This is a genomic window from Arthrobacter sp. 05L421 (assembly GCF_056397785.1).
Map to the genome: position 1 here is coordinate 44,932 of NZ_JBFTOC010000006.1, position 22,092 is coordinate 67,023.

At 65.2% G+C, this 22,092-nt stretch carries 21 protein-coding genes and 1 pseudogene; 11 read left to right on the top strand and 11 right to left on the bottom strand.

Annotation, left to right across the window (positions count from 1 at the left end):
* Positions 1–29: 29 nt before the first annotated feature.
* A complete protein-coding gene (locus AC1DKQ_RS09255) occupies positions 30–317 on the bottom strand; it encodes an FmdB family zinc ribbon protein (protein WP_476918807.1) in 288 nt (95 codons plus the stop codon).
* Between the two features lie 309 nt (positions 318–626).
* On the opposite strand from AC1DKQ_RS09255, the gene AC1DKQ_RS09260 reads away from it, so the two are divergent.
* Positions 627–1,013, top strand: a complete 387-nt coding sequence (locus AC1DKQ_RS09260) for a nuclear transport factor 2 family protein (protein WP_476918808.1) — start codon at positions 627–629, stop codon at positions 1,011–1,013.
* Between the two features lie 64 nt (positions 1,014–1,077).
* Here AC1DKQ_RS09260 and AC1DKQ_RS09265 read toward each other — a convergent pair whose 3' ends face one another.
* Positions 1,078–1,584, bottom strand: a complete 507-nt coding sequence (locus AC1DKQ_RS09265; protein ID WP_476918809.1) for a DUF1269 domain-containing protein — start codon at positions 1,582–1,584, stop codon at positions 1,078–1,080.
* A gap of 365 nt (positions 1,585–1,949) precedes the next feature.
* On the opposite strand from AC1DKQ_RS09265, the gene AC1DKQ_RS09270 reads away from it, so the two are divergent.
* A complete protein-coding gene (locus AC1DKQ_RS09270) occupies positions 1,950–2,411 on the top strand; it encodes a phage tail protein (RefSeq protein WP_476883503.1) in 462 nt (153 codons plus the stop codon).
* Between the two features lie 98 nt (positions 2,412–2,509).
* Here AC1DKQ_RS09270 and ligD read toward each other — a convergent pair whose 3' ends face one another.
* Complete coding sequence (gene ligD, locus AC1DKQ_RS09275) at positions 2,510–3,754, bottom strand: non-homologous end-joining DNA ligase (RefSeq protein ID WP_476918810.1); 1,245 nt, start codon at positions 3,752–3,754, stop codon at positions 2,510–2,512.
* A gap of 229 nt (positions 3,755–3,983) precedes the next feature.
* Between ligD and AC1DKQ_RS09280 the strand changes: the two genes are divergently transcribed.
* The gene (locus AC1DKQ_RS09280) at positions 3,984–4,808 is read left to right on the top strand and encodes a VOC family protein (protein WP_476918811.1); all 825 of its coding nucleotides are present in this window, start codon (positions 3,984–3,986) and stop codon (positions 4,806–4,808) included.
* 75 nt (positions 4,809–4,883) lie between these two features.
* Here AC1DKQ_RS09280 and AC1DKQ_RS09285 read toward each other — a convergent pair whose 3' ends face one another.
* The gene (locus tag AC1DKQ_RS09285) at positions 4,884–5,273 is read right to left on the bottom strand and encodes a RidA family protein (protein WP_476918812.1); all 390 of its coding nucleotides are present in this window, start codon (positions 5,271–5,273) and stop codon (positions 4,884–4,886) included.
* Between the two features lie 283 nt (positions 5,274–5,556).
* Here AC1DKQ_RS09285 and AC1DKQ_RS09290 point away from each other — a divergent pair, with 283 nt between their 5' ends.
* The gene (locus tag AC1DKQ_RS09290) at positions 5,557–6,402 is read left to right on the top strand and encodes an aldo/keto reductase (RefSeq protein WP_476918902.1); all 846 of its coding nucleotides are present in this window, start codon (positions 5,557–5,559) and stop codon (positions 6,400–6,402) included.
* 84 nt (positions 6,403–6,486) lie between these two features.
* Here AC1DKQ_RS09290 and AC1DKQ_RS09295 read toward each other — a convergent pair whose 3' ends face one another.
* Together AC1DKQ_RS09295 and AC1DKQ_RS09300 are read right to left on the bottom strand one after the other, a co-directional pair.
* Positions 6,487–6,777: an antibiotic biosynthesis monooxygenase family protein gene (locus tag AC1DKQ_RS09295; RefSeq protein ID WP_476918813.1), complete on the bottom strand. Its 291-nt coding sequence runs from the start codon at positions 6,775–6,777 to the stop codon at positions 6,487–6,489.
* Positions 6,778–6,859: 82 nt separating this feature from the next.
* Entirely contained in the window at positions 6,860–7,708 is an 849-nt protein-coding gene (locus AC1DKQ_RS09300) for an alpha/beta fold hydrolase (protein WP_476918814.1), read from the bottom strand.
* A 195-nt stretch (positions 7,709–7,903) separates the two neighbouring features.
* On the opposite strand from AC1DKQ_RS09300, the gene AC1DKQ_RS09305 reads away from it, so the two are divergent.
* From AC1DKQ_RS09305 to AC1DKQ_RS09325, 5 genes are all read left to right on the top strand, one after another.
* The gene (locus AC1DKQ_RS09305; RefSeq protein ID WP_476918815.1) at positions 7,904–9,835 is read left to right on the top strand and encodes a glycoside hydrolase family 15 protein; all 1,932 of its coding nucleotides are present in this window, start codon (positions 7,904–7,906) and stop codon (positions 9,833–9,835) included.
* A 208-nt stretch (positions 9,836–10,043) separates the two neighbouring features.
* A complete protein-coding gene (locus tag AC1DKQ_RS09310; RefSeq protein WP_476918816.1) occupies positions 10,044–11,252 on the top strand; it encodes a S1C family serine protease in 1,209 nt (402 codons plus the stop codon).
* A 120-nt stretch (positions 11,253–11,372) separates the two neighbouring features.
* Positions 11,373–11,792 (top strand): YciI family protein, encoded by a 420-nt coding sequence (locus tag AC1DKQ_RS09315; RefSeq protein WP_476918817.1) that lies wholly within the window; start codon positions 11,373–11,375, stop codon positions 11,790–11,792.
* Between the two features lie 22 nt (positions 11,793–11,814).
* Positions 11,815–13,098, top strand: a complete 1,284-nt coding sequence (locus tag AC1DKQ_RS09320) for an RNA polymerase sigma factor (protein ID WP_476918818.1) — start codon at positions 11,815–11,817, stop codon at positions 13,096–13,098.
* A gap of 22 nt (positions 13,099–13,120) precedes the next feature.
* Entirely contained in the window at positions 13,121–14,584 is a 1,464-nt protein-coding gene (locus AC1DKQ_RS09325; protein WP_476918819.1) for a protein adenylyltransferase SelO, read from the top strand.
* 3 nt (positions 14,585–14,587) lie between these two features.
* Here AC1DKQ_RS09325 and AC1DKQ_RS09330 read toward each other — a convergent pair whose 3' ends face one another.
* From AC1DKQ_RS09330 to AC1DKQ_RS09340, 3 genes and pseudogenes are all read right to left on the bottom strand, one after another.
* The gene (locus tag AC1DKQ_RS09330) at positions 14,588–15,280 is read right to left on the bottom strand and encodes a DUF998 domain-containing protein (protein WP_476918820.1); all 693 of its coding nucleotides are present in this window, start codon (positions 15,278–15,280) and stop codon (positions 14,588–14,590) included.
* Positions 15,281–15,384: 104 nt separating this feature from the next.
* Entirely contained in the window at positions 15,385–16,407 is a 1,023-nt protein-coding gene (locus AC1DKQ_RS09335) for a LacI family DNA-binding transcriptional regulator (protein WP_476918903.1), read from the bottom strand.
* 106 nt (positions 16,408–16,513) lie between these two features.
* Positions 16,514–17,995: pseudogene (locus AC1DKQ_RS09340) on the bottom strand (sugar porter family MFS transporter); the annotation flags it as partial.
* Between the two features lie 468 nt (positions 17,996–18,463).
* Between AC1DKQ_RS09340 and AC1DKQ_RS09345 the strand changes: the two are divergent.
* Positions 18,464–18,718 carry a Gfo/Idh/MocA family protein gene (locus tag AC1DKQ_RS09345; RefSeq protein WP_476918821.1) on the top strand — a complete coding sequence of 85 codons (255 nt, stop codon included), beginning with the start codon at positions 18,464–18,466 and terminating at the stop codon, positions 18,716–18,718.
* 62 nt (positions 18,719–18,780) lie between these two features.
* Entirely contained in the window at positions 18,781–19,023 is a 243-nt protein-coding gene (locus AC1DKQ_RS09350) for a hypothetical protein (RefSeq protein WP_476918822.1), read from the top strand.
* Between the two features lie 78 nt (positions 19,024–19,101).
* Here AC1DKQ_RS09350 and AC1DKQ_RS09355 read toward each other — a convergent pair whose 3' ends face one another.
* Complete coding sequence (locus tag AC1DKQ_RS09355) at positions 19,102–20,349, bottom strand: cytochrome P450 (RefSeq protein WP_476918823.1); 1,248 nt, start codon at positions 20,347–20,349, stop codon at positions 19,102–19,104.
* The gene (locus AC1DKQ_RS09360; RefSeq protein ID WP_476918824.1) at positions 20,346–22,034 is read right to left on the bottom strand and encodes an FAD-dependent oxidoreductase; all 1,689 of its coding nucleotides are present in this window, start codon (positions 22,032–22,034) and stop codon (positions 20,346–20,348) included. The genes AC1DKQ_RS09355 and AC1DKQ_RS09360 overlap by 4 nt, the downstream gene beginning before the upstream one ends.
* Between the last annotated feature and the right edge of the window lie 58 nt (positions 22,035–22,092).

Here is a 22,092-nt window from a genome sequence, read left to right on the forward strand (position 1 = left end):
TCCTTTGACTGGTCGCCGCGTGTTGCCCGTTAGGGTCGCGGCAGTGTCCGATGTAACGGGTTGGATGAATACTGCTGTACACGCCTGGGGCTGCCCGGAATCCGAGAGTTCACCACCTCGGGTTCGGCTGCACTGCGTTTGGTGGAGTCAATGAGTCGGAAGGCCTGCGAACCGGCCCGGGAAAGGTGCGGTGCGCTGAATACCCGGCGGGACGGCTCACCGCAGGAGGGGCACGGAAGGGTGTCTGGTGCGTCGCCGATCGGGTGGGATGCTTCGAAAAGCGAACCATCGGAGCAACGGTACTCATAAGTGGCCATGGTCTGGGTCCTCTCCGTTCCGATCACCAGGGCGCAGGCGACGAAGATGGAAAACCACCCCAGAGTCTGGTGCCAGATTAGGCTGAGCCCCGGAGCGGGGTCAGGGGCTTTGGGCCCTTCCCCAAGCAGCACTGGTGGCACGGTTGGATGCCCCAAACCTCACGTGGGCGGGGGCTTCCCCGTCCCGTTCCGCGGCCGCTAGGCTTCTGAGAAACGACGTGGACCCCCGCGGATTTTTGGCTGCCCATGGCCCAATGGCGGGGGCCTCCTTTTGGCGGGTCCCGTCGGCTGCTCAGGAAAGGATCTCTCATGCCGGACTCCAACGTCGAAGGGATCGCACGCTCCTACATCCAGGCCGTTGGCTCCCACGACATGAACGCCCTTGAAAACCTGCTCGGGGAGGATCTCGTGGCCACCTTCGCAGGCACCGCACTCGACAAGGCCGGGTGGACCACTGCACTCAAGCGCCTTCTCCCGGCGCTGGTCCGCAACGAGATCCGGGAGGTCTTCACCGCACAGGACCGTGCCTGCGTCGTGTATGACTTCGTCACCGACACGGCTGCTGGTGCCGTCAGGTGCATCGAGCTGCTCACCATCAGCGCAGACAAAATCCGCGAGATTGAACTTGTCCTGGATCGGGTCGCCTTCGCGCCCGTCAATGAGGCCCTGAAGGCCAGGGTGCACCCCGTCCAGTAAAGGTCAGCCTCCCGCTGACTTCATAGAAGCAGTGGGCCGTCTCCCAGTTGGGTGCGTCGGCCGATCAGGACGAAGCGGCTTCGATGATCTTCTCGTCGCCTTCGTTCACGGCCTTGACCACGGCATCGTAGTCACCACTTTCGACGGCCTTGCTGACCTTCTTGGTAGCTTTGTCCACCGCCTTGTCGACCCGGTCGAGGTAGAGGTCGTCGACGACGGCGATGATCGCCGAGGAGCCCGGCGGCAGCCATTCGTCCGCGTTGACGCCGATGGACTTCTCCTCGTGACGCTTCGCGATGGCGCCAACACCAGCGCCGATCACGCCGGACAGCAGGAGCGGCGGAGCGAACAAACCGACCACGAGCCCGCCGATGGCGCCGGCCGTGGTGCCGCCGGCGACCAGTCCGCCCCCGTGCTCCTTGACCTCGGTCTGGCCCGAGGCGTCACGCGACAGGTCGACCGCAGCCACCACGGCGGCGTCGTCCATGCTCTTGATCGCCTTGAAATCGTCTGCCGCCGAGCCCGCGTCGGTGTATGACGACACGAACAAGGTGTAGTTGCGTTCTGACATGGTGTGCCCTCCACTCGGTTCCGGCCGGCGCTGCGGCCACTCCAATTCTTTGGTCGACGCTGTCGGTCCCGACGGTGCTGGAAATGACCGAACTCCCGACGGCGGGCGGCCTGGCCGCCCGCACCGGGGCGGTTCGCACACCGGCCGTCGCGTAGGTCCAACTCTTGCCCCGACAGACGGGCCCCGTCAGGGCCTTAAGTCCTCCACTTTCATGCGCCAAGGCCGCGTCGGCCCGTTCATGGATGAGCATCACTACAGCTGAGCCTCTGTCACGGGACCCGGCACCCTACGCGCGAACGTTCTGACGTCAGGGCAGCACGTCGTCGCGTTAGCATTGGTTCCAACACGTCGTACCAGGAGGGTGCATGCCGTACACCGTTGACTTCAAGAACGTTTCTACTGTCGGTTTGGAATCGTCTCCCGTGGCTGAGGCCCTCGCCGGGTTGCGCGCCAACGAGGCTCGCTATTTCCGAAACAAGTATGACCACGTCTTCACAGTGAGCCCTGCGAGCGAGGTTCCGCAGGTGGTTGACCGGGTGAGCAGGATACTCCGGGACGAGCGTGAAATCGTCATCGATTCCCGCCCGCTCGAAGCGACCTCCTTCGAAGTCGACGGTTTGCGGATGGCCTACGTTTTCTTCGAGTCGGGGCTGTCGATCAACGTCATGTACAGCATCGACGCCGGGAAGAGAGCGGTCGGGTTCAAACTCGCCGAAGGAATGGAGATTCCGGAGGAATTGGCGACGCGCTTCAAGTTCGCCCGGCAAAAATCGAAGCTGGCGGGCGTTATTCGCGGCTCGTACTTCGTGATCAAGGGAGAGTACTGACCGCAACAACCGAGCCAGTTGGACACGACTCGCGAGACTGAACAGGATCGTCTGCGCACAGGTCGGGTTCTGGCTGGAAAGGGCAATATCTTCTCGTGTCAGGACCCAGGGTGCCCGGGCCACGCTTTGCCCGCCCACGGGTCGTAGTCAGCGATGAGCCCCTCCTGGGGCGGACGCTCATTTTCGGGAACATGCTGCAGGTTCACCCGCACCCGGTACCAGAGCGAACTCGATCCGCGCATTCCGTCGACGAGGATGTCGGCGGGATGCAGGGCCGGGACGAGGTCCGCATGCCGGGTCTTCCATTCGTCGAGCGCCGTGAGCGCCTCGGGCTTGGTCTTGGTACGTGCCACCTCGATGAGCGGCATCACCGACTGCCGGCGGCCCATGCCGTCGCCTGCCCGCGGCGGCTTTTCGGCGGGCCCGAGCTCGGCAGCCAGGGCGATAAGTTTGTCGAGTGACCCGACTGCGTGGTCGATGCCGGCGTGGGGATCGCCCATTGCAGCGAAGCGCTCAAGCACCGTGGGCACCGTAAACTGTTCCGGCCGGGTGGAGGTGACCTCGTCCCAAGTGAGCGGCGTCGAGACTCGGGCGTCGGGCAGGGGCCGGATCGAGTACGCCGATGCCACGGTGCGGTCCTTGGCGTTCTGATTGAAGTCGACGAACACGCTCTCGCCACGCTCCTCCTTCCACCACCGGGCGGTGGCAAGGCCCGGAGCACGGTTCTCGACCTCGCGGGCGAGGGTCTCGGCGGCGAGCCGCACGTCGCGATACGACCACTGGGGCGCGATGCGCACCAAGATGTGGAGTCCCCGCGAACCGCTCGTCTTCGGCCACCCCACCAGCCCGACGTCGTCGAGCACCTCCCGCGCGACATAGGCGGTGTCAACGATCTGCGACCAGTCGACCCCCGGCATCGGGTCGAGGTCGACACGGAGCTCGTCGGGGTGCTCGAGGTCCTCGGCCCGCACGGGGTGCGGGTTGAGGTCCAGGCATCCAAGATTCACCACCCATGCCAACCCCGCAGCATCCCGGATGACGGCCTCTTCGGCTGATGTCCCCGACGCGTAGTGCAGCGTCGTCGTGTCGACGAAGTCGGGGTGGTTTTCAGGCACGCGCTTCTGAAAGAACGGCTCAGCACCGATCCCCTTCGGGAAGCGCTTGAGCACCATGGGCCGCCCGCCGGCGCCCCGCAGCGCACCATCGGCGACGGCGAGGTAGTAGCGCACCAAGTCGAGCTTCGTCAGCCCGGGCTCGGGGAACACCACCTTGTCCGGACTCGAGATGCGAACCTCGTTACCGTCAATAGTGAGGATCTCACCGGGGGTCTTCGACGAGTTCATTCCGCCACGCTAGCAATAACCGGATGTCCCAGCCAGACCAGCCGTGCGGCACGCGAAACTAATCTGGAACGCGCCCCGGCCCGGCCGTGACCAGCGGCAGGATTAGGAATGGGGAAGGTGCGACGGCGGCGCCGGGGCTTCCTGGAGTGGGTGGCCGGGTCAGGGGACGGGTGGGGTATCCGGCCGGATCCTGGCTCGCTAGGCTGTGTCCCACGGAAGGGAGCGAGACATGACCCAACGGACCTACCCGCAGGGCGTCCCGTGTTGGATCGACACCGAGCAGCCTGACATCGGGGCGGCCGTCGAGTTCTACGCCGGAATCTTCGGGTGGACGTTCGAGGACGTCATGCCGGCGGGAGCGCCGGGCCGCTACTTGATTGCCAAGCTCGACGGCCAGGACGTCGCCGGGGTGGCCAGCACCCAGAGTGCCGCGGCGTGGAGTACTTACATATCGGTCGAGGACGCGGATGCAACGCTGCAGCGACTGGTCACTGCCGGCGCTGCGGTGCGATCGGCGCCTGCCGATGCGGGAGAGGGCGGACGCAGTGCGGCGCTGACCGATCCGGAGGGCGCCGAGTTCCGCCTCTGGCAGGCTAGGCGTCGCTTAGGGGCACAGGTGGCCAATCAGCCAGGTTCGTGGAATTTCAGCGATCTCCACACGGCTAATCCCGGCGCGGCCACCAATTTCTACGAAGAGGCGTTCGGCTGGCAGGTCGACGACCTCGGCTACGCGATGATGATCCGCAGGCCCGGTTATGGTGATCACCTTGAAGCGACAGTCGATCCGGGTATTAGGGAGAGGCAGTCCGGGCTGGCCGCCCCGCCAGGCTTCGCGGACGCGATCGCCTGGATCGCGACCACCGCCCCCGACGAACCGCCGCACTGGCACGTCTCGTTCACCGTGGCCGACCGGGATCAGACGGTGGTTGATGCGCAGCGGCTCGGCGCCCAGGTCCTAAGCCAGGCCGACACCGAGTGGACGCGCACGGCACTGATCCGGGACCCCCAGGGAGCCGAGTTCACGGCCAGCCAGTTCACGCCCCCGTCCGGGTGAGCGATTCAATGGTCGTCGGCCGCTGATGGCAGGTTTCGCCGACTCTGCCTCAATCGGCATCCTGTCGGCGACGCCTCAGGTGCCGTGCGCGGCTACCGCTTGGATCTCGACCTTGGCGCCGAAAGGAAGGGCGCCGGCCTGGAAGGTGAACCGGGCCGGAGCCGTGGACGGGTCCGGGAATTGCCGCCGCCACCACGCATTCAGGCTGCTGTAGTCGGTGATGTCAGCGACGACGCACTGCACGTACACGATCTCCTCGACGCCGTAGCCGGCAGCGTGGGCGATCATCGTGACATTGTGCCAGGCCAGCGCCGTCTCCTCCTCGAAGGTTCCCTCGTGATAATTGCCGTCGGGATCCAGTGCGGGCATCCCGCTGACGAAGCAGACACCATTTGCTTCGCTAGCCAGGCTAAAGGGGAAGCCTCCGGGTAGTCCCGGCCCGGACGTCGTGCGCTTGATGGTCATGTGTTGTCCTCCTGATGATGCAGAAGGTCTTGTTTACGTGACCGCATGGCCTTCAGGAATTTTCCAAACTCTGCGCTTTGACCCATGTCTTCCATTTTGCCGGGCCGGGTCCTTGCTTTCCATGGCGAGTCACGGTTCAACGCACAACCGATGACAGGAAGAAGACGATGGATAATTCACTGATGATGGCCTTGCTGGTCATCAATTCAATGAAGCACGAGGGCCGCGGGGCCGCCGGTGCCTTGCGCCCAAACCAGATACCCACCCACAAGGAAGAGTGATGATGTCCCAGACACGTGAAACCAACATCCCCACGGTGACCCTCAACAACGGCGTCCAGATCCCGCAGCTCGGCTTCGGCGTTTTCCAAGTCCCGGCGGAAGACACCCAGCGGATCGTCGAGGATGCCTTGGACGCCGGCTACCGCCACATCGACACCGCCGCCGCATACCGGAACGAGGCCGGCGTCGGCGCCGCCATTGCGGCGTCAGGAGTCCCGCGCGAGGAAATCTTCGTCACCACCAAGCTCCGCAACGGCGAACAGGGCACAGCCTTCGAGGCGTTCCAGCACAGCCGCGAGGCGCTCGGCATCGACTACGTGGACCTGTACCTGATCCACTGGCCCGTGCCATCCCAAGGACTCTTCACCCAGGCCTGGAAGGCCATGGAAAAGCTCCATTCCGGCGGCGAGATCCGCGCCATCGGAGTGTCGAATTTCCTCCCTGACCACCTGGACACGCTTCTTGAGAACTCGGACATAGTTCCGGCAGTCAACCAGATCGAAATCCACCCCACCTTCCAGCAGCAGGCCCTGGCAGCCAAGAGCCGGTCCTTGGGCATCGCAGTGGAGGCGTACAGTCCCTTGGGCCAGGGCGCGGATCTTGATGCATCCGCCGTGAAATCGCTGGCGGCCCGGTACGGTGCCACCCCCGCCCAGATCGTGCTCGCCTGGCATCTCGCCCAGGGCACCATCGTCATCCCCAAGTCGGCACATAGCGAGCGCATGCGGGAAAACCTGGGCGCCGCGGCGCTCCGGCTCACCCCGGCTGAAATAGACCAGATATCCGCCTTGGAGTCTGGCGCCCGCGCCGGCTCCGATCCGGCCGTTGCCGCGCACAGCCAGCTCTAGCCCGTGCGGCAGCAAAGCCGGAGAGGGCCCCTCGGCCGGGACCGTCTCCGGCTTTCGGCTTCATCAAGCCGTGGGGCCGAGCGCTTACAGGATGCTCTCGTAGTGCTCCACGACGGGGAAGGGATCGTAGAAGTGGTGCAGTAGTGCGCGCCAATTGCCGTAATGGTCGGATTGTCGGAATCCAACGGTATGGTCTTCGAGCCGATCCCATTCAACGAGCAGCAGATACGTGCTCGGCGACTCGATCGAACGTGACAACGACAATTTCCTGAAGCCAGCCATCGAAGCAATGATGGGCCTCGCCTCGCTAAATGCCAGTTCGAAGTCGTCTTCCTGACCGGGGATGACTGGCAATAGCGCGTGTTCGGTAATCATTGGATCAGTTTCACACAGAGAAATCCCCCGCGTGACTGCCGTTCCCGGCCTGGAGGATGCGCGGTGCGGTGCGGCGGGCCGCCTAGCCCGCGACGCGTCGATATCCGCCGCTGACCCAGTCGGCGACCAGTCGGCCGTACTCCTCCGGTGCTTCCTCCCACGCGAAGTGGCCGGCGTCGAGAGGATGCATCTCGCTGTGGGGGAGGAGCCCGTCCAGGTACTCGCTGTTCGACCACGGCACGAGGTCATCGTGGCGGCCCGCGACGATCTGGGTGGGCGTGGTGATGGACGGCAGCAGGTCGTGCAGCAGCGGGTTCTGCTCGGGGTAGGTCCGCACAAACCGCGCCGACTCTGCGAAGCGCCCGAGGTCGTAGGCGCTGACGTAGTCCTCGTGGACTTCCGGTTCGCTGACGCTCGGGGCGGGCAGTTCCACCGCGTAGCCGATATTAGTTCTGGCGTCGAGAGCGCGCACGTCATCCAGAGTCGGCGCTTCGATGATCTCCTTGAGGGCGCCGCCCGCATCAATCGGAAAGCCGACGGCGCCGCCGCCGATGGTCAGGCTTGTGACCCGTTCTGGAGCATTTGCAGCAAGGAACAGCGCCGCGGCCGTGCCAACGTCCGGGCCGACGACGTGCGGAACTCCCAGACCCCATTCCTCGATGAGGCGGGCCAGGAACGCTCCGGAACCGTCCGGGGCGATCAACTCCGGGCGGCCATCTGAATGGCCGAAACCGGGCATGTCGACGGCGACCACCCGCCCCACCGCTGCAACGCGGTTCCAGATGCGGCGGAAGGCCCAAAGGCTTTCCGGCCACGGCGCCAGCAGCAGCATGGTGATGTCCGAGTCTGCCTTGTTATCCGCGAACCTCACGCGCACTCCGTCACAAACCCGGAAGTACGTGCTGATCGTCGAGACCGTCCAGGAACCCATCTGAGAACTCTCTTCGTTGAACCCGCTATCGGCCGGATCGCCCACCGGATCTGTCCCGACACGCTGCCTGGAGCGATCGCTGTAGCAGTTCTAGACCCGTCTCTCCACGAGTGTCAAGGCTGCGCGCTCACCTACGGGAAGGGTCCGCATGGAATCAGGATTCCCGCTTCCAGTCAGGGCGAGCATACTGGTGGAGTGAGGATCGACGCCGGATCAGGGTCCCAGGGGCGGCGGCGGCCAGGGGCAGGCACGAGCCCGTACCCGCCGATCGCCGACTATGGGTTTTTGTCTGACTGTGAGGCCAACTGCTTGATCGCATCGAGCGGGCAGGTGGAGTGGATGTGCGTGCCACGTCACGACTCGCCGAGTCTGTTCTCCACTATGCTCGACCGCGCCGCGGGTGGCTTCAAGGTGGCGCCGTACGGCGTCCGGGAGCCCACCGCGCGCCGCTATCTCCCCGGCAGCCTGATCCTGGAGACCACCTGGCAGACCAGGACGGGCTGGCTGATCGTGAGGGATGCCCTGGTGATGGGTCCGTGGCACCACACCGACGAGAGGGCCCGCCGATACCGCCGCCCGCCGATGAACTACGAGGCTGAGCACTGCCTGTTGCGCACTGTTAGATGCGTCAACGGTGCAGTTGAGCTGTCCGTGCTGTGCGAGCCGGTCTTCGACTACGGCCGGCGCCGTGCACGGTGGGAGTTTTCCGGTCCCGGTTACGGGGAGGTCGTGACCGTCAGGGGCGATGAGGGCAATCCGGTGCTGCGTCTGACCACCGACCGCCGGCTGGGCATCGAGGACTCCATAGCAGTCATCCGCACCCGGATGACCGAGGGGGAGGAGGCTTTTATCGCGCTCTCCTGGGGGTCGCTGCCCCCGCCGCGGACGTGGGAGGAAGCCACTCGCAAGCAGTGGCAGACCACTGAGTTCTGGAGGCAATGGATCACCGCGGGCGAGTTCCCCGACCATCCGTGGAGGGAGCAGCTGCAGCGCAGCGCACTGACGTTGAAGGGTCTCACCTACGCGCCGACCGGAGCTCTGGTCGCGGCCCCCACCACGTCACTTCCCGAGACGCCCGGGGGAGAGCGGAACTGGGACTACCGGTACACCTGGGTGCGCGATTCCACATTCGCGCTCTGGGCCCTCTACACACTCGGCCTGGACCGGGAAGCGGACGACTTCTTCGCCTTCATCCGCGACGTCGCCGCCGAGGACGACCTGCAGATCATGTACGGCATCGACGGCGAAAGGGACCTTCCCGAGGTTACCGTCGAGGAGCTCGGCGGCTATGACGGCGCCCGCCCCGTCCGGATCGGCAACGCTGCCGCCCACCAGCGGCAGCTGGACGTCTGGGGCACGATGCTGGACTCCGTCTACCTCCACGCAAAGTCCCGTGACCAGCTCCCCGAGCCGCTCTGGCCGGTCCTCCTGCGCCAGGTCGAGCAGGCGGCCGCCCATTGGCGGGACGCCGACCACGGCATCTGGGAGGTCCGTGGCGAACCGAAGCACTTCACCTCCTCAAAGCTCATGTGCTGGGTCGCCCTGGACCGTGGTGCCCGGCTGGCGCGCCTGCACGGTCAAGCTGATTACGCCCGGAAGTGGGATTCCATCGCCGATGAGATCCATGAGGACATCTGCCGCAATGGCGTCGACGACCGCGGCGTGTTCGTCCAGTCCTACGGCACGACGAACCTCGATGCCTCGCTTCTCCTGGTTCCGCTCGTCCGGTTCCTGCCCGCCAACGATCCACGCGTGGGCGCCACTGTCTTGGCCATTGCCGATGAACTCACCCGGGACGGGCTCGTCCTGCGGTACCGCCCCGAGCAGACCGACGACGGACTCGCCGGCGACGAGGGGACCTTCACCACCTGCTCGTTCTGGCTTGTCTCAGCCCTCGTCGAGATCGGAGAAGTGGTGCGCGCCAAGGCACTGTGCGAACGTCTGCTGTCACTCGCCAGTCCCTTGGGCCTTTACGCCGAGGAGCTGGATCCGGTGAGCGGCCGCCACCTCGGTAACTTCCCACAGGCATTCACCCACCTGGCCCTCATCAACGCGCTCGTCCACCTCATCCGCGCCGAAGAAACCAATCTTTCGGCGCAGTTCGCCCCGGCGCACCGCACCACATGACAGCAGCGACACAACCTGACCCCAATCAGGGGGCTCGCGGTCCACTTCCAGTCCGCTGCTCACAGTCCGTTCACAGCGGCACGACAGACCGTCGACAGTCCGGGGTTTGAGGATGGGATACAGCTTCGAAATCCGCGGGGCGGCGACCCCGAGCGCGATCAAGAGGCGTGAGGTCGACACCGGCAAAACGACGAGATCAGGATGACCCATGAACGAGCATGAACAGCCCACCCTCGGCGAAAACACCGGAGCCGTTGCAGGCCGGAAAACCCGGAAGCGCGTTGGCGCCGGGCTCTATGTTGCCTGTCTGGTGGCTGCGGGCGGCATAGGCGGGGGCGTGGCGGCAGGGGCGACGGCGATGTGGAACACCGGCGGGCCGGCATCCGGCACTGTGCAAACGACGCAATACACGCCGGTGATCGTCAACAATCCCGACAGTGTCAGCGCGGTGACAGCCGCCGCGCAGAAGGCCTCACCCAGTGTGGTCACCATCAGCGCCAGTTCCGGCACTTCAGGCGGTACCGGGTCGGGCATCATTCTGGATGCCTCCGGCCATATTCTGACCAACACGCATGTGGTCACGCTGGACGGGCAGGCAGCCAACGCGGCCATCGAGGTTCGGACCAGCGACGGCAGCGTCTACCCGGGGACAATCGTAGGAACGGATCCGCTCTCGGACCTGGCCATCGTCCAAATCACTGCCCCGGGGCTGGTCGCCGCGGCCCTGGGCGACTCCGGCAAGGTCAATGTCGGCGACACTGCCATAGCCATCGGAGCGCCCCTGGGATTGAGTGGAACGGTCACTGACGGCATCGTTTCGGCAGCGAACCGCACCATTGAGACAGCGTCCTCGGCCACGTCCGCGCTGCAGAACGGCTCCTCCAACGCCGCGCAGGACACCATCAGCATTAACGTCATCCAAACGGATGCGGCCATAAATCCGGGAAACTCCGGCGGTCCCCTGGTGAACGCGAACGGTGAGATCATCGGAGTCAACGTGGCGATCGCCTCGGCCGGATCCACGTCTTCTTCCTCGGACCAGGCTGGCAACATCGGGGTCGGCTTCTCCATCCCGATCAACGACGCGAAACGCGTCGCCCAGGAGATCATCGCTACGGGCACGGCCACGCACGGCCAACTCGGCGTCTCGGTCCGGGACAAAGCCTCAGGCGCCTCTTCGGAGTTCGCGGCCGGGGCAGGGGCATCATCCGTGACACCGGGCTCCGCAGCCGACAAGGCCGGTTTGAAGGCCGGCGATGTGATCACCGGGCTGGGCGGCCGCAGTGTCACCGATGCTTCCGAGCTCACGGCGGCGACGCGGGAGCAGGCTGCCGGGGCCACGGTCAAAGTCACTTTTGTCCGCGACGGCCAGGAGCAAAGCAAGGACGTCACCCTCGGCGCAGCCACTGCTGGCTGACGAGGGGGTCCGTTGCCCCCACTGAATGAATTTCCTGGCACCTGTCGATTAGCTCTCGCGCTGTTCGACCTGTGGGTGGGAAGGTCGAAGGGCGACCTTCCAAAAACCTAGGAGATTGAAATGGCAAAGTACATGTTGATCATGCGCGGAACCGACGAGTCGTACGCCAACCTTCAGAATGCCGACTTCAACGAGGTCCTTGACACCATAGGCAAATTCAACGACGAATTGATCCGCGCTGGTGTCTTGCTGGCAGCCGAAGGTCTGGATGATCCGAAAGAGGGCGTCGTGGTGGACTTTACCGCCGAAACCCCGGTGGTCACTGACGGGCCCTACGGCGAAACCAAGGAACTGTTCGCCGGCTACTACGTCCTCGATGTCGCCTCGAAGCAGGAAGCGATCGAGTGGGCAAAACGGGCACCCCTCACGGCAGGAACCAAGACCGAGATTCGCAGGGTACCTTCCATCGACGAGTTCCCGCAGGAGAACGAATGGATCCAGAAGGAACGCGCGTGGCGGGAACAGACCGGCCAGCTCTGAAACAGCCAGCCCGGAACCGGCAGTGAGCAGCAACCAGGCAAGGGCCGCCGTCGAAGCGGTGTGGCGCATGGAGTCAGCCCGCATCGTCGGTGCCCTGGCCCGCTATACGGGCGATTTCCCGTTGGCCGAAGACCTCGCACAGGAGGCGCTCGCCGAGGCCCTCGTGTCGTGGTCGGTGAACGGGATCCCCGCCGAGCCGGTGGGCTGGCTGCTGACCACCGGCCGGCGCCGGGCGGTGGACTCCTTCCGGCGCCGTGCCGCCCGCGACGAAAAGTACGCGCTCCTGGCCCGCGACCTCTCGGAGGAGCTTCCGGGCGCGGATTCCCTCTTCGACCCCAACGCGATCGACGACGACGTGCTGGCCCTGATGTTCATCTCCTGCCATCCGGTGTTGTCCAAGGAAGCGCGGATCGCCTTGACGTTGCGGGTGGTGGGCGGAATGGGCACCGACGAGATCGCGAAGGCCTTCCTGGTTCCGGTGCCGACTATCCAGGCACGCATTACACGGGCCAAAAAGACCCTTACCGGCGCCCGTATCCCGTTCGCCGTACCAGAAACGCGAGAAATGCCCGAACGGCTAGGATCGGTGCTCCAAGTCATCTACCTGATCTTCACGGAGGGGTCCTTCGCGTCCGGCGGTGACTCCTGGATGCGCGTAGACCTGGCGGGTGAAGCGCGCCGCCTGGGCCGTGTGCTGACGCGGCTGGCACCGGAACCCGAGGTGTTCGGCCTGCTGGCCCTGATGGAGCTGACGGCCGCCCGCTTCCCTGCGAGGCTCGATACGTCCGGCCGGCCGGTTCTCTTGGAGGACCAGGACCGACGCTTGTGGGACCAGTCGGCGATCCGGCGCGGCCGTGCTGCGCTGGCGAGGGCCGTGGCTGCCGGCCGTGGGCTCGGCGCGTACGGGCTGCAGGCCTCCATCGCCGAACGCCACGCGGTGGCCCTCTCCGTTGCGGAAGCGGACTGGCAGCGGATCGTGATCCTCTACGAGGCCTTGGGGCGGCTGGCGCCCTCTCCGGTGGTCGAACTGAACCGCGCGGTGGCGGTGGCCATGGCATCGGGTCCGGCGGCCGGGCTGGAACTGGTCGACGCGATCACGTCACGGGGTGAGCTCAAGGGCTCGCACCTGCTGCCTGCGGTCAGGGGCGAGATGCTGGCACGGCTGGGCCGCCGCGGAGAAGCGAAGTCCGCCCTGCAGCAGGCGGTCGCGCTGTGCTCGAACGCGGCCGAACGCGCAGTGCTGGAACGAAAGATCGAGGAGCTCGCCCGCCCGTCGGTCCCGATCTCCGATGGCGCTGGTGCGTGAGCGTCGCCCGTATCCTTGAACTATGAGTGACATCGCGCCTTCAACCGTCACGTTTGATGGCCGCTTCGCCCGCGAGTTCAAGGAGATGGCCATTCCATGGCGCGCGGAGGAGGCTCCCGATCCGCGCCTCTTGGTACTCAACGAACACCTCGCCACCGAGCTAGGTCTCGATCCGGCCTTTCTCCGGAGCCCTGAGGGTCTTCTTCTACTGATCGGCAACGCCATCCCTGCGGAGGCCAGCCCGGTGGCGCAGGCCTACGCTGGCCACCAGTTTGGCTGGTACGCACCCCGTCTCGGCGACGGGCGGGCACTTCTGCTCGGTGAGATCGAGCAGGCGGACGGGCAGCTCCGTGACGTGCACCTCAAGGGATCAGGACGGACGCCGTTTGCGCGAAACGGCGACGGCCAGGCAGTGGTCGGTCCTATGCTGCGCGAATACATCGTGAGCGAGTCTATGCACGCGCTGAACATCCCCACCACACGATCCCTCGCCGTCGTCGCGACGGGGCGTTCGGTACAGCGCGAGACCCTCCTGCCCGGCGCCGTTCTCACCCGGGTTGCCAGCAGCCATCTGCGCGTCGGCAGCTTCCAGTACGCCCGGTCCACGGGCGACATCGGCCTCCTTCGCCGCCTCGCCGAATACGCAATAACCCGTCACTACCGGGCCGCCGCGGAGGCCGGGAACCGCTATCTCGCACTGCTCCAGGCGGTCATATCAGCCCAGGCTTCACTGGTGGCCCGGTGGATGCTTGTTGGCTTCGTTCACGGCGTCATGAACACTGACAACATGACGATCTCGGGCGAAACCCTCGACTACGGACCGTGTGCCTTCATGGAAGGCTTCGACCCCGCCGCGGTCTACAGCTCGATCGACGAGACCGGACGGTACGCCTACCGCAATCAACCGGTGGTGGCGGAGTGGAACCTCGCCCGGCTCGCGGAATCTCTCCTGCCTCTGCTCCACGATGACCAGGAGCAGGCGGTGGACCTCGCGGTGGAAGCACTCAGCGAGTTCCGCCCTCAGTACAGCGAAGCCTGGTCGGCCGGCATGAAAGCCAAGCTGGGGTTTGGTCAAGGGCTCGACGACGAAGTGACCTCGCCTCTTGTGGACGAACTTGTGGCTTTGATCCAGGAGTCACGGGCGGACTACACATCGTTTTTCCGGAACCTCGGCAAAGTCGCACGTGGCCAAGCCGAAGCTGCGGGGGGCCAGGTCCTGGATCCGGCACGGTTCGATGCCTGGGTAACGCGCTGGCGCGACCTGGCGCCGGATGCTGACGCCATGGACCGGGTCAACCCTGTCTACATTCCGCGGAACCACCTGGTGGAGGAGGCCCTGGCTGCCGCTACCGGCGGGAACACGGGTCCGCTGGAACGGCTGGTGGACGCGGTTGCCTCACCCTTCGACGAGCGGGCCGGTCTCGAGCACTACGCCGCTGCCGCCCCGGAAAGTTTCGGCCCTTACCGGACCTTCTGCGGAACCTGAGCATCACAGCCGCGCTGGCGGGGTGCCTTCCCCGCTCCGGTATTGGCGGCGAAGGTGGAATGCAACTGCGAAGATCCAGGCCATAAACGCGAACAGGATGACGCGTTGCACGAGGCCCTTCCACTCGAACAGTACACTCTCGGGCTGCTGACTGATCTTGAGCAGGACGACTCCGACAGCTAGAACAACACCGGTGGCCAGTGTCCACCCCGCCAGGGGGCGCCAGCCGGCGTCACGGCGGAAACGCCGATAGAAGACGAAACAACTGATCGGCGCGAACGTGAAGACCAGCGCACCGAAGATGCCGTGCACGACACCGTGAATACTGGCTTGCTGGAACATCGCAGACGGGTCGGTAGTGAACGGCCCGGAGGCCATGAGGCTGACTCCGATGCCCTGTATCAGCGCGGGACCGGCGCGGGACGCGGCCCCGACGCTGAAGTGCGCCGCGAGCCCTAGGCCGAACACGAGCATCAAGGCGCCGGTGAGGACAAAGTTGAGGATCTGAACCCAGCCGTGGGGGCCCAGGGACAGCTCGCTGACGAACATTCGCGTCGCGGAGTAGCCGGGGTACAGCCACCCCGACACTGTGAAGACGGACACGAAGAGGACCGCCCCGATCATGCCGGCCATGGCGGCCAGCCCGATGTGCCGACGTCGGGCCTCCGCCTGGCTGGCGATTGAAACTGACACCACACGGTGAAGTCTACGGTTCGGTGGAGACGCCGGACGACATCTCGCCGCTTTCGACTAAGCGGCCGATGTTCATCACGCAGATGCGGTCTGAGACAAGCGGTGCGCTAGATGTAGGTAGCGTGAGCGGTGCTGTTGCGAACGACGAGGCGCGGGGTCAGCACGTCGGTGCGTGGCTGCAGGGAGTGGTCGGCGATGCGTGCCAGGAGAAACTCCGCTGCTCGGATGCCCACGTCCCGGCTGACCGGGTCGACGGTGGTCAGGGACAGGTGCCGGATCCCAGCGAGATAGGTGTTGTCGTATCCGACCAGTGAGAGTTGTGAAGGAACGCTGATGCCGTGGTCGTCGGCAGCCGAGAGCGCACCGACGGCGAGGATGTCGTTGGCAGCGAAGACCGCTGTGGGCGTCCGGCCGCTGTCGATAAGCCTGCTCATTGCCGCAAAGCCGGACTGTTCGCTCATGTCCGTGGGCTCCACCCGGATGTTGTCCTGCAGGCCGTGGCGGGTCATCGTGTCCCGGTAGGAGTTGGCCCGCACGGCAGCGGATCCCGTGGGAGCGGTGAGGAATGCAATGTCTGTGTGGCCGAGGCCAATGAGGTGTTCGACAGCCGCGCGGGCGCCAGCGGCGTCGTCGTTGGTGACAAGGTCCGCTGCCGGGAGGTCGAAGGCTCGGGTGCCGGCGACGACGGCTGGCGTATGCAGTGTGGCACGGGTGAGGTCGTCATCGGCGTCGAGGTCCCCGGCGATGACGAGACCGTCGACGCGCATTTCCATGAACGCGGAAACCGGGCTTTCCCCCGGGCGGGCCAAATATTGGGAGTCGCCGAGGACCATCCTCAGCTTTTGCTCCCGGAAGATGCTCTGCATGCCATCGAGCAGCTCCACGAACCACGGATTGGCAAGGTCATCCAGCAGCACGCCGACCGTTCGCGTACGTCCGCTGGCAAGCGAGCGGGCGGCGTTGCTGGGCCGGTAGTCGAGGGCAGCCATGGCGAGGGCCACGGCGTCTCTTTTTTGTTGACTTACCTTTGGTGAACCCTGCAGCACCAGGGAAACGAGTGCTCGCGATACGCCGGCTTCCCGCGCTACATCCTCAATAGTGGCGCGCCTGGCCGCTCCCTGTTGATTCACTACTTTCCCGGACAAGTGGCCTCCTGCCAGCAAGCGTATCGCGGGAAGGGCGGCGGCTTCCTGCCGCCGCCCTATGGCCCGCGAACTGGCAGCACTGCGGCCGGGCTTACAGGGCTGTCGCCTTCTCGCCAGACCCCGTGGGGGCGATGATCGGTATGCCTCCGGTGCGGAAGTGCACCTCCAGTTCTTCCAGCGATTGCCCCTTGGTCTCCGGAACAAATTTCGCCACGAAGATCAGGGAAACAATGTTTACCAGCACGAATACGGTGAACGTGCCGGTTGAGCCCAGGGCGACCACCAGGATCGGGAACAGGAAGGAGATGGCCGCGTTCACGGTCCAGAGTGCGAACACCGCAATGCCCATCGCGAAGCCGCGGATGGCCAGCGGGAAGATCTCGGAAAGCAGCAGCCACACACACGTTCCGATAAAGCACTGCACGAAGGCCACGAACAGCATCATTGCCGCCAGGATGGTGTAGCTGACGAGGTCCGACTGGGGAAGCGTGAAAACGACGGCGAGGAGTGCCTGCGAAGCCACGACCCCGGAAAAGCCAATGACCAGCATGCGGCGACGCCCGATGAAGCCCAGCAGCCAGATACCCAGGACAGTCATTAGCACCGAGGTCACGCCGACGGCGATGGTCGCCACGAGCGATGCGCTCACGCCGAGACCGCTGCGCTCGAGGATTGTAGGTGCGTAGTAGTTCACGGTATTGATGCCCGTTGCCTGCTGGGCCACGGCGAGCCCGATGCCCACCCAGAGGAGCCGCCGCATCCAGGGATTGTTCTTCAGGTCGCGCCATGCACTGGAGCGCTCATTCCGGTCCAGGTTCGCGGACTCAACGATTTCCTTGTACTCGAAGTCGGCTTCCTCCGGGCTGCGGCTGAGGTTGAGGATGCGCCGGCTGTCGTCGAACCTGTCGCGGATAGCGAACCAGCGCGGCGATTCGGGCAGGGCGAGCATGCCGATCAGGAGTGCGATGGCGGGGATGGAGGCAACGCCGAGCATGATGCGCCAGACCTCGGTGTCGTGGATGACGGCGTCGAGGAGTGCGTTGATGGCAAAAGCGAGCATCTGACCAGTCACGATCATCAGTTCGTTGATCGTGACCATACGTCCACGCAGATGCGCCGGCGCCATTTCTGCAAGGTAGAGAGGGCAGGTCACCGCGGCGGCACCGACGCCCAGGCCCAGGATGACGCGGGCCACGATCATGAATTCAACAGTCGGAGCGATGGCGCAGCCGATCGCTCCGAGGAGGAAGAGCAAAGCACAGACAAGCAGCGTGCCGCGCCGCCCGAGCTTATCGGCAAGCCGGCCGCCGCTCAGCGCACCGACCGCGGCACCGGGAAACAGCAGTGCGCTGACCACCGTGGCCTCTTCGACGGGGCTCATGCTCAGGGAGTCCTGCATGTAGAGCAGCGCACCGGAGATGACACCGGTGTCGTAGCCGAACAGGAGTCCGCCGAGCGTGGAGATGACGGTGAGGCGGGCGAGATATCCGCGATGTTTTGAGCCCGATGCGGGCGAGCTTGCTGTGTGCAACGACATTGTTGACTTCCTTGATTCGGCCGACCTGAAGGGCGGACTTGAATTTGGAGAGCGTTTCCGGGAGTGTGCTGGGTCACGTGACTGACTTCTACGTTAGAGCGCTCTAACGGAACAGTCAAGAGTTTGTCCTGACATACCATCAAAGTTGACCCTAGGTCCCAGAGTGAACGTCCCGACCGTGCAGCCAGAGCTGGGTGGTTCGGCATCGAGTGGGGGACTGGCGCCTGTGGGGCGGGAGGTTTCTGGCGGAATTTGGCCGGCGGAGACTTGTCCGGAGCAAACCAGACTTGTTATTATGTCAGGACAAAGCTTTGCGAAGACGACTGCGTTTCTCGTCAGAATCGATATCGACACTAAGGCGGACTTAACAGGACCGGGAACCGCTCGCTCCCAGCGTCCAGGGTTCCGGATTTCCGCGACGCACCTGCGCTCCGGTGGGGGATCATGGGCCCCGGCTGAATTGCGGAACGCTTCACGGAATCCGTCCAGGCGCACACCTCGCAAGTGATTGCCGCGATCGGATCCCGCTCTCTGGACCGTTCCGAAATGTTTGCCGAACGGCACGGCATTCCTGCGGCCTTTGGCAGCTATGAGGAGCTGGCCGCCGCCGACGTCGACATCATCTACGTGGCCATGCCGCACAACTCCCACTACGAAGCCGCCCTCATTGCGCTCGACGCCGGCAAGCACGTCCTGATCGAGAAGCCGATCGGCATCAACCGCGAACAGGCGGCAGGTATCGCCGGCCGGGCAGCCTGAGCCGGCCTGTTCGCCGCCGAAGGGATGTGGACGTTTTTCCTGCCCAAGTTCGATGTCTCAGCATGCCCGGCAACTTCAGCGTCCGTTTCCCGGACGGCACCCGGCTGGCCTATGAGGATCCTGCGGCGGCACACTTTGAGGGCCTGCACTACGAGGCTGCCGCCGTCGCCCCTGCCATCTCGGCGGGCCAGCTGGAAGTCCCGCAGCGGCCGCTGGCCGGATCAATCCGGACCATGGCAGTCGCCGACGCCATCAGGAACCAGCACGGAATCGTGTTCCCCGGCGAACGGCCACCAAATCCCTGAACCCGCGGGCACTTCCACATCGTCCCTCGCTCGCCGACGGCCAAGGTTCGCTGTTCGCTGTTGACTAATGACTAGTGACTACTGACGGGCGGTGATGCCGTCGATGTCGACCAGGAGATGCGAGGGGCCGCGGAGGAACGGGCTCGGCCGGTATGGGGGCGGATCGGAGACCAGCCGCGGGTTCTCCAACCTGGTGGCGAACGCGGTGAGGGCGAGCTGGGCTTCGAGCCGGGCCAGGGGTGCGCCGAAGCAGAGATGGATGCCGCCGCCGAAGCCGAGGTGTTGGTTGTTACGCCGGTCCGGGATGAAGAGGTCGGGGTGGGCGACGTGGGCGGGGTCGCGGTTCCCCGAGGCCAGGACCAACGTGAGGGAGGCACCGGCAGGGATGGTGGTGCCGGCGATATCGATGTCGTCAAGGGCCGTGCGGAAAGGGACGAAATGGACGGGCGGCTCGTAGCGGAGCAATTCCTCGACCATCGGGATAGCGAGGCCGGGATCGTCGCGTAGCCGTTGGAGTTCGGCCGGGTGGCGGAGCAACGTCAGCGCGCCGTTGGAGATGAGGTTCACGGTGGTTTCGTGTCCGGCGATGAGCAGAAGGAGCCCCGTGCTCACCAGCTGTTCCTCCGGCATGCGGCCTTCCGGGCCGTCATCAGTGGCCATCGCCGAGAGCAGGTCCGGTCCCGGTGTCCGCCGGTGGGCTTCGACCAGTTCTTCCATGAACGCGCGCAGTTCCTTTCCGGCCTCGGCCCTCTTTTCTTGCTGTGTTTCGGGATCGAGTCCGGGATCCGTGGATTGCAGGGCCACGTCCACCCAGACCCGGAAGCGCTGTTCGTCGCCCGGGGGCACCCCAAGTAATTCGCAGATCACCGTGACGGGCAGCGGATACGCCAGATCATCGACGACGTCGATCCGGGAGTGGGCCGTCATGTTGTCGACCAAGTCGGTGACAATTTCCGCCATCCTCGGCTCCATCCCGGCGACCCTGCCCGGCGTCGTAGGCGGTCCGAAGTGGCGCATGGTGATCCGTCGAAACTTGTCGTGATCAGGAGGATCCATGCTGAGGAAAGTTGGAGTCATGCCCGGGCCGTCGCCGTCGCTGTCGTCGCCGACGCCGGCGCCGGCGGCAGCGGCAGCCGGGTTGCGGGTGATGTCGGAACTGACCCTCGGGTCGTGCAGCAGGGCGGCGATCTCCGCGTAAGTGCTGACGAGGTAGCTTCCGTCCTCTAGCCGTGCCACGGGGGTCCGGCGGAGCTCGTCGTAAAACGGGTAGGGGTTATCCCGGTTGGAGAAGTCGAGGATCTGCTCCCACGTGCTGGCCTGTGTCATGGCGAAGGCTCCTTCAATCGGGGGGCAGTTTCTGTGGGTCTCCGTGACGGCGTTTCGCCGGCCGCGGTGTTCGTCAGCCTGGCCCGGCGTTCATTGGGATCGTGGCCGGTCACAACGACGGTCGCGTCCTGGGTGGGGCTCACAGCGGGCTTGAACCCGGCCGGCAAGGGCCGGCCCTGGTCTGACTCATCGATGTGGTGGAATGCCGGCGGGAAGGGTGCGGCCTGCTCGATCAGTGGCTCGTAGAAGTCGAGCCACTTGTTCTGGTTGAAGGCGACTGCCGCCACGATGCGGCCCTTGTAGCCATAGACGGCCAGGAACCGCCGCGTGTCCACCGATCCTTGAACGATGGCTACCTCATCGGCAACCGAAGGTACCCCGACGCTCTTTATTTCGGTGCCGAACTGGACGGACCAGAATTTCGGCACTTCCAAGTGAGGCCACCGTTCGGTTTCGCCGCTGACCATGTTGTGTGCCGCGACCTCGGCCTGGGAGATGGCGTTTCCCCAGTGCTCGACGGCGAGGTATTGATAGCCGTACATCGGCTGCGGAGCGCGCGCGATGTCGCCGGCGACAAACACGTCATCGGTGACCAGTCCGTTGGCATCGAACGCGCGGCAGCCGGCGTCGCAGGCGACTCCCCATACACCGCACGCCAGGCCCGAATCTGCGAGCCATTCGACGTTCCGGACGGACCCCAGCGCCGCGACCGCCACATCTACCTCAAGCGTTGTGCCGTCGGACAGAACGGCCTGGCGCAGCTGTCCGGCGGGGTCCCCCTCAAGGGACAGGACGCGGACGCCGCATCGCAGGTCCACGCCGTTCTCGATCTGCAGCTCCCCGGCGACTGCGCCGACCACCCCGCCAAGGGCAGCGACGAGCGGAGCCGGTCCAGCTTCTGCCACCGTGACCGTCAGGCCTAGTTCCCGGCACACGGACGCGACCTCGCACCCGATGAACCCGGCGCCGATGACCAGCACCCGGCGCGGACGGCCCGCGAGGTGCTGTCGCAAGGTTGCGGCATCCTCCCGGGTACGCAGTGTCATTACTCCCGCAAGGGCCGCCTCCACAGGGTTAGGCCAGGGGCGGGACCGCAGGCCGGTGGCGATCAACAGTTTATCGAATCCGATCCGGTTGCCGTCGGCGAGGTGGATTTGCTTCGCAGCTAGATCCAGCCCGGTCGCCGCCATACCTAGACGCCAGGTGGCGCGGATGTCCCGGTGGCGTGGCAGCGAGGTGTCCTCCAAGGGCACCGACCCGGCCAGGACCTGTTTGGACAGCGGAGGCCGGTCGTAGGGCTCGTGCGGCTCCTCGCCAACCAAGGTCAGCGATCCGGTGAACCCTTCCTCGCGCAAGCGTTCCGCCGCGCGCAGCCCCGCCATCGATGCCCCCACGATGACGATCCGTCCAGTCCTCTTGAAAGTGCCTCCGCGGTCTTCGACCGGAGCAGCCGTCGCGGGTGCTGTGGCCGGGTGCAGCCATTCGTCCTGCCCGTCTGGCTGTTCGAGCCGGATGGCCTGGACCGGACACGCAGCGGCGGCCCGCCGAATCCCGGTCAGATGAGCCACGTCAGGGTGCGGGTCGTAAGTCAGTGCCTCGTCTCCCTGGATGGTGAAGACTTCCGGGGCGAGGAAGGCGCACTGGGCGTAGCCCTGGCATTTGGTGAGATCGACGAGGATCCTCATGCCGCTCTTCTCCCTCTAGCGAGCTTGCGCCGGCCGTCCGTCAACCAGCCGGCGCCTC

Excerpts from the sequence above, each read along its gene's own strand:
- AC1DKQ_RS09285 (WP_476918812.1), bottom strand. The coding sequence starts at position 5,273 with ATGACCATCAAGCGCACGACGTCCGGGCCGGGACTACCCGGAGGCTTC.
- AC1DKQ_RS09325 (WP_476918819.1), top strand. The coding sequence starts at position 13,121 with ATGAGTGACATCGCGCCTTCAACCGTCACGTTTGATGGCCGCTTCGCC.
- AC1DKQ_RS09270 (WP_476883503.1), top strand. The coding sequence starts at position 1,950 with ATGCCGTACACCGTTGACTTCAAGAACGTTTCTACTGTCGGTTTGGAA.
- AC1DKQ_RS09280 (WP_476918811.1), top strand. The coding sequence starts at position 3,984 with ATGACCCAACGGACCTACCCGCAGGGCGTCCCGTGTTGGATCGACACC.
- ligD (WP_476918810.1), bottom strand. The coding sequence starts at position 3,754 with ATGAACTCGTCGAAGACCCCCGGTGAGATCCTCACTATTGACGGTAAC.
- AC1DKQ_RS09310 (WP_476918816.1), top strand. The coding sequence starts at position 10,044 with ATGAACGAGCATGAACAGCCCACCCTCGGCGAAAACACCGGAGCCGTT.
- AC1DKQ_RS09315 (WP_476918817.1), top strand. The coding sequence starts at position 11,373 with ATGGCAAAGTACATGTTGATCATGCGCGGAACCGACGAGTCGTACGCC.
- AC1DKQ_RS09295 (WP_476918813.1), bottom strand. The coding sequence starts at position 6,777 with ATGATTACCGAACACGCGCTATTGCCAGTCATCCCCGGTCAGGAAGAC.
- AC1DKQ_RS09290 (WP_476918902.1), top strand. The coding sequence starts at position 5,557 with ATGTCCCAGACACGTGAAACCAACATCCCCACGGTGACCCTCAACAAC.
- AC1DKQ_RS09300 (WP_476918814.1), bottom strand. The coding sequence starts at position 7,708 with ATGGGTTCCTGGACGGTCTCGACGATCAGCACGTACTTCCGGGTTTGT.
- AC1DKQ_RS09355 (WP_476918823.1), bottom strand. The coding sequence starts at position 20,349 with ATGACACAGGCCAGCACGTGGGAGCAGATCCTCGACTTCTCCAACCGG.
- AC1DKQ_RS09260 (WP_476918808.1), top strand. The coding sequence starts at position 627 with ATGCCGGACTCCAACGTCGAAGGGATCGCACGCTCCTACATCCAGGCC.
- AC1DKQ_RS09255 (WP_476918807.1), bottom strand. The coding sequence starts at position 317 with ATGGCCACTTATGAGTACCGTTGCTCCGATGGTTCGCTTTTCGAAGCA.
- AC1DKQ_RS09350 (WP_476918822.1), top strand. The coding sequence starts at position 18,781 with ATGCCCGGCAACTTCAGCGTCCGTTTCCCGGACGGCACCCGGCTGGCC.
- AC1DKQ_RS09360 (WP_476918824.1), bottom strand. The coding sequence starts at position 22,034 with ATGAGGATCCTCGTCGATCTCACCAAATGCCAGGGCTACGCCCAGTGC.
- AC1DKQ_RS09265 (WP_476918809.1), bottom strand. The coding sequence starts at position 1,584 with ATGTCAGAACGCAACTACACCTTGTTCGTGTCGTCATACACCGACGCG.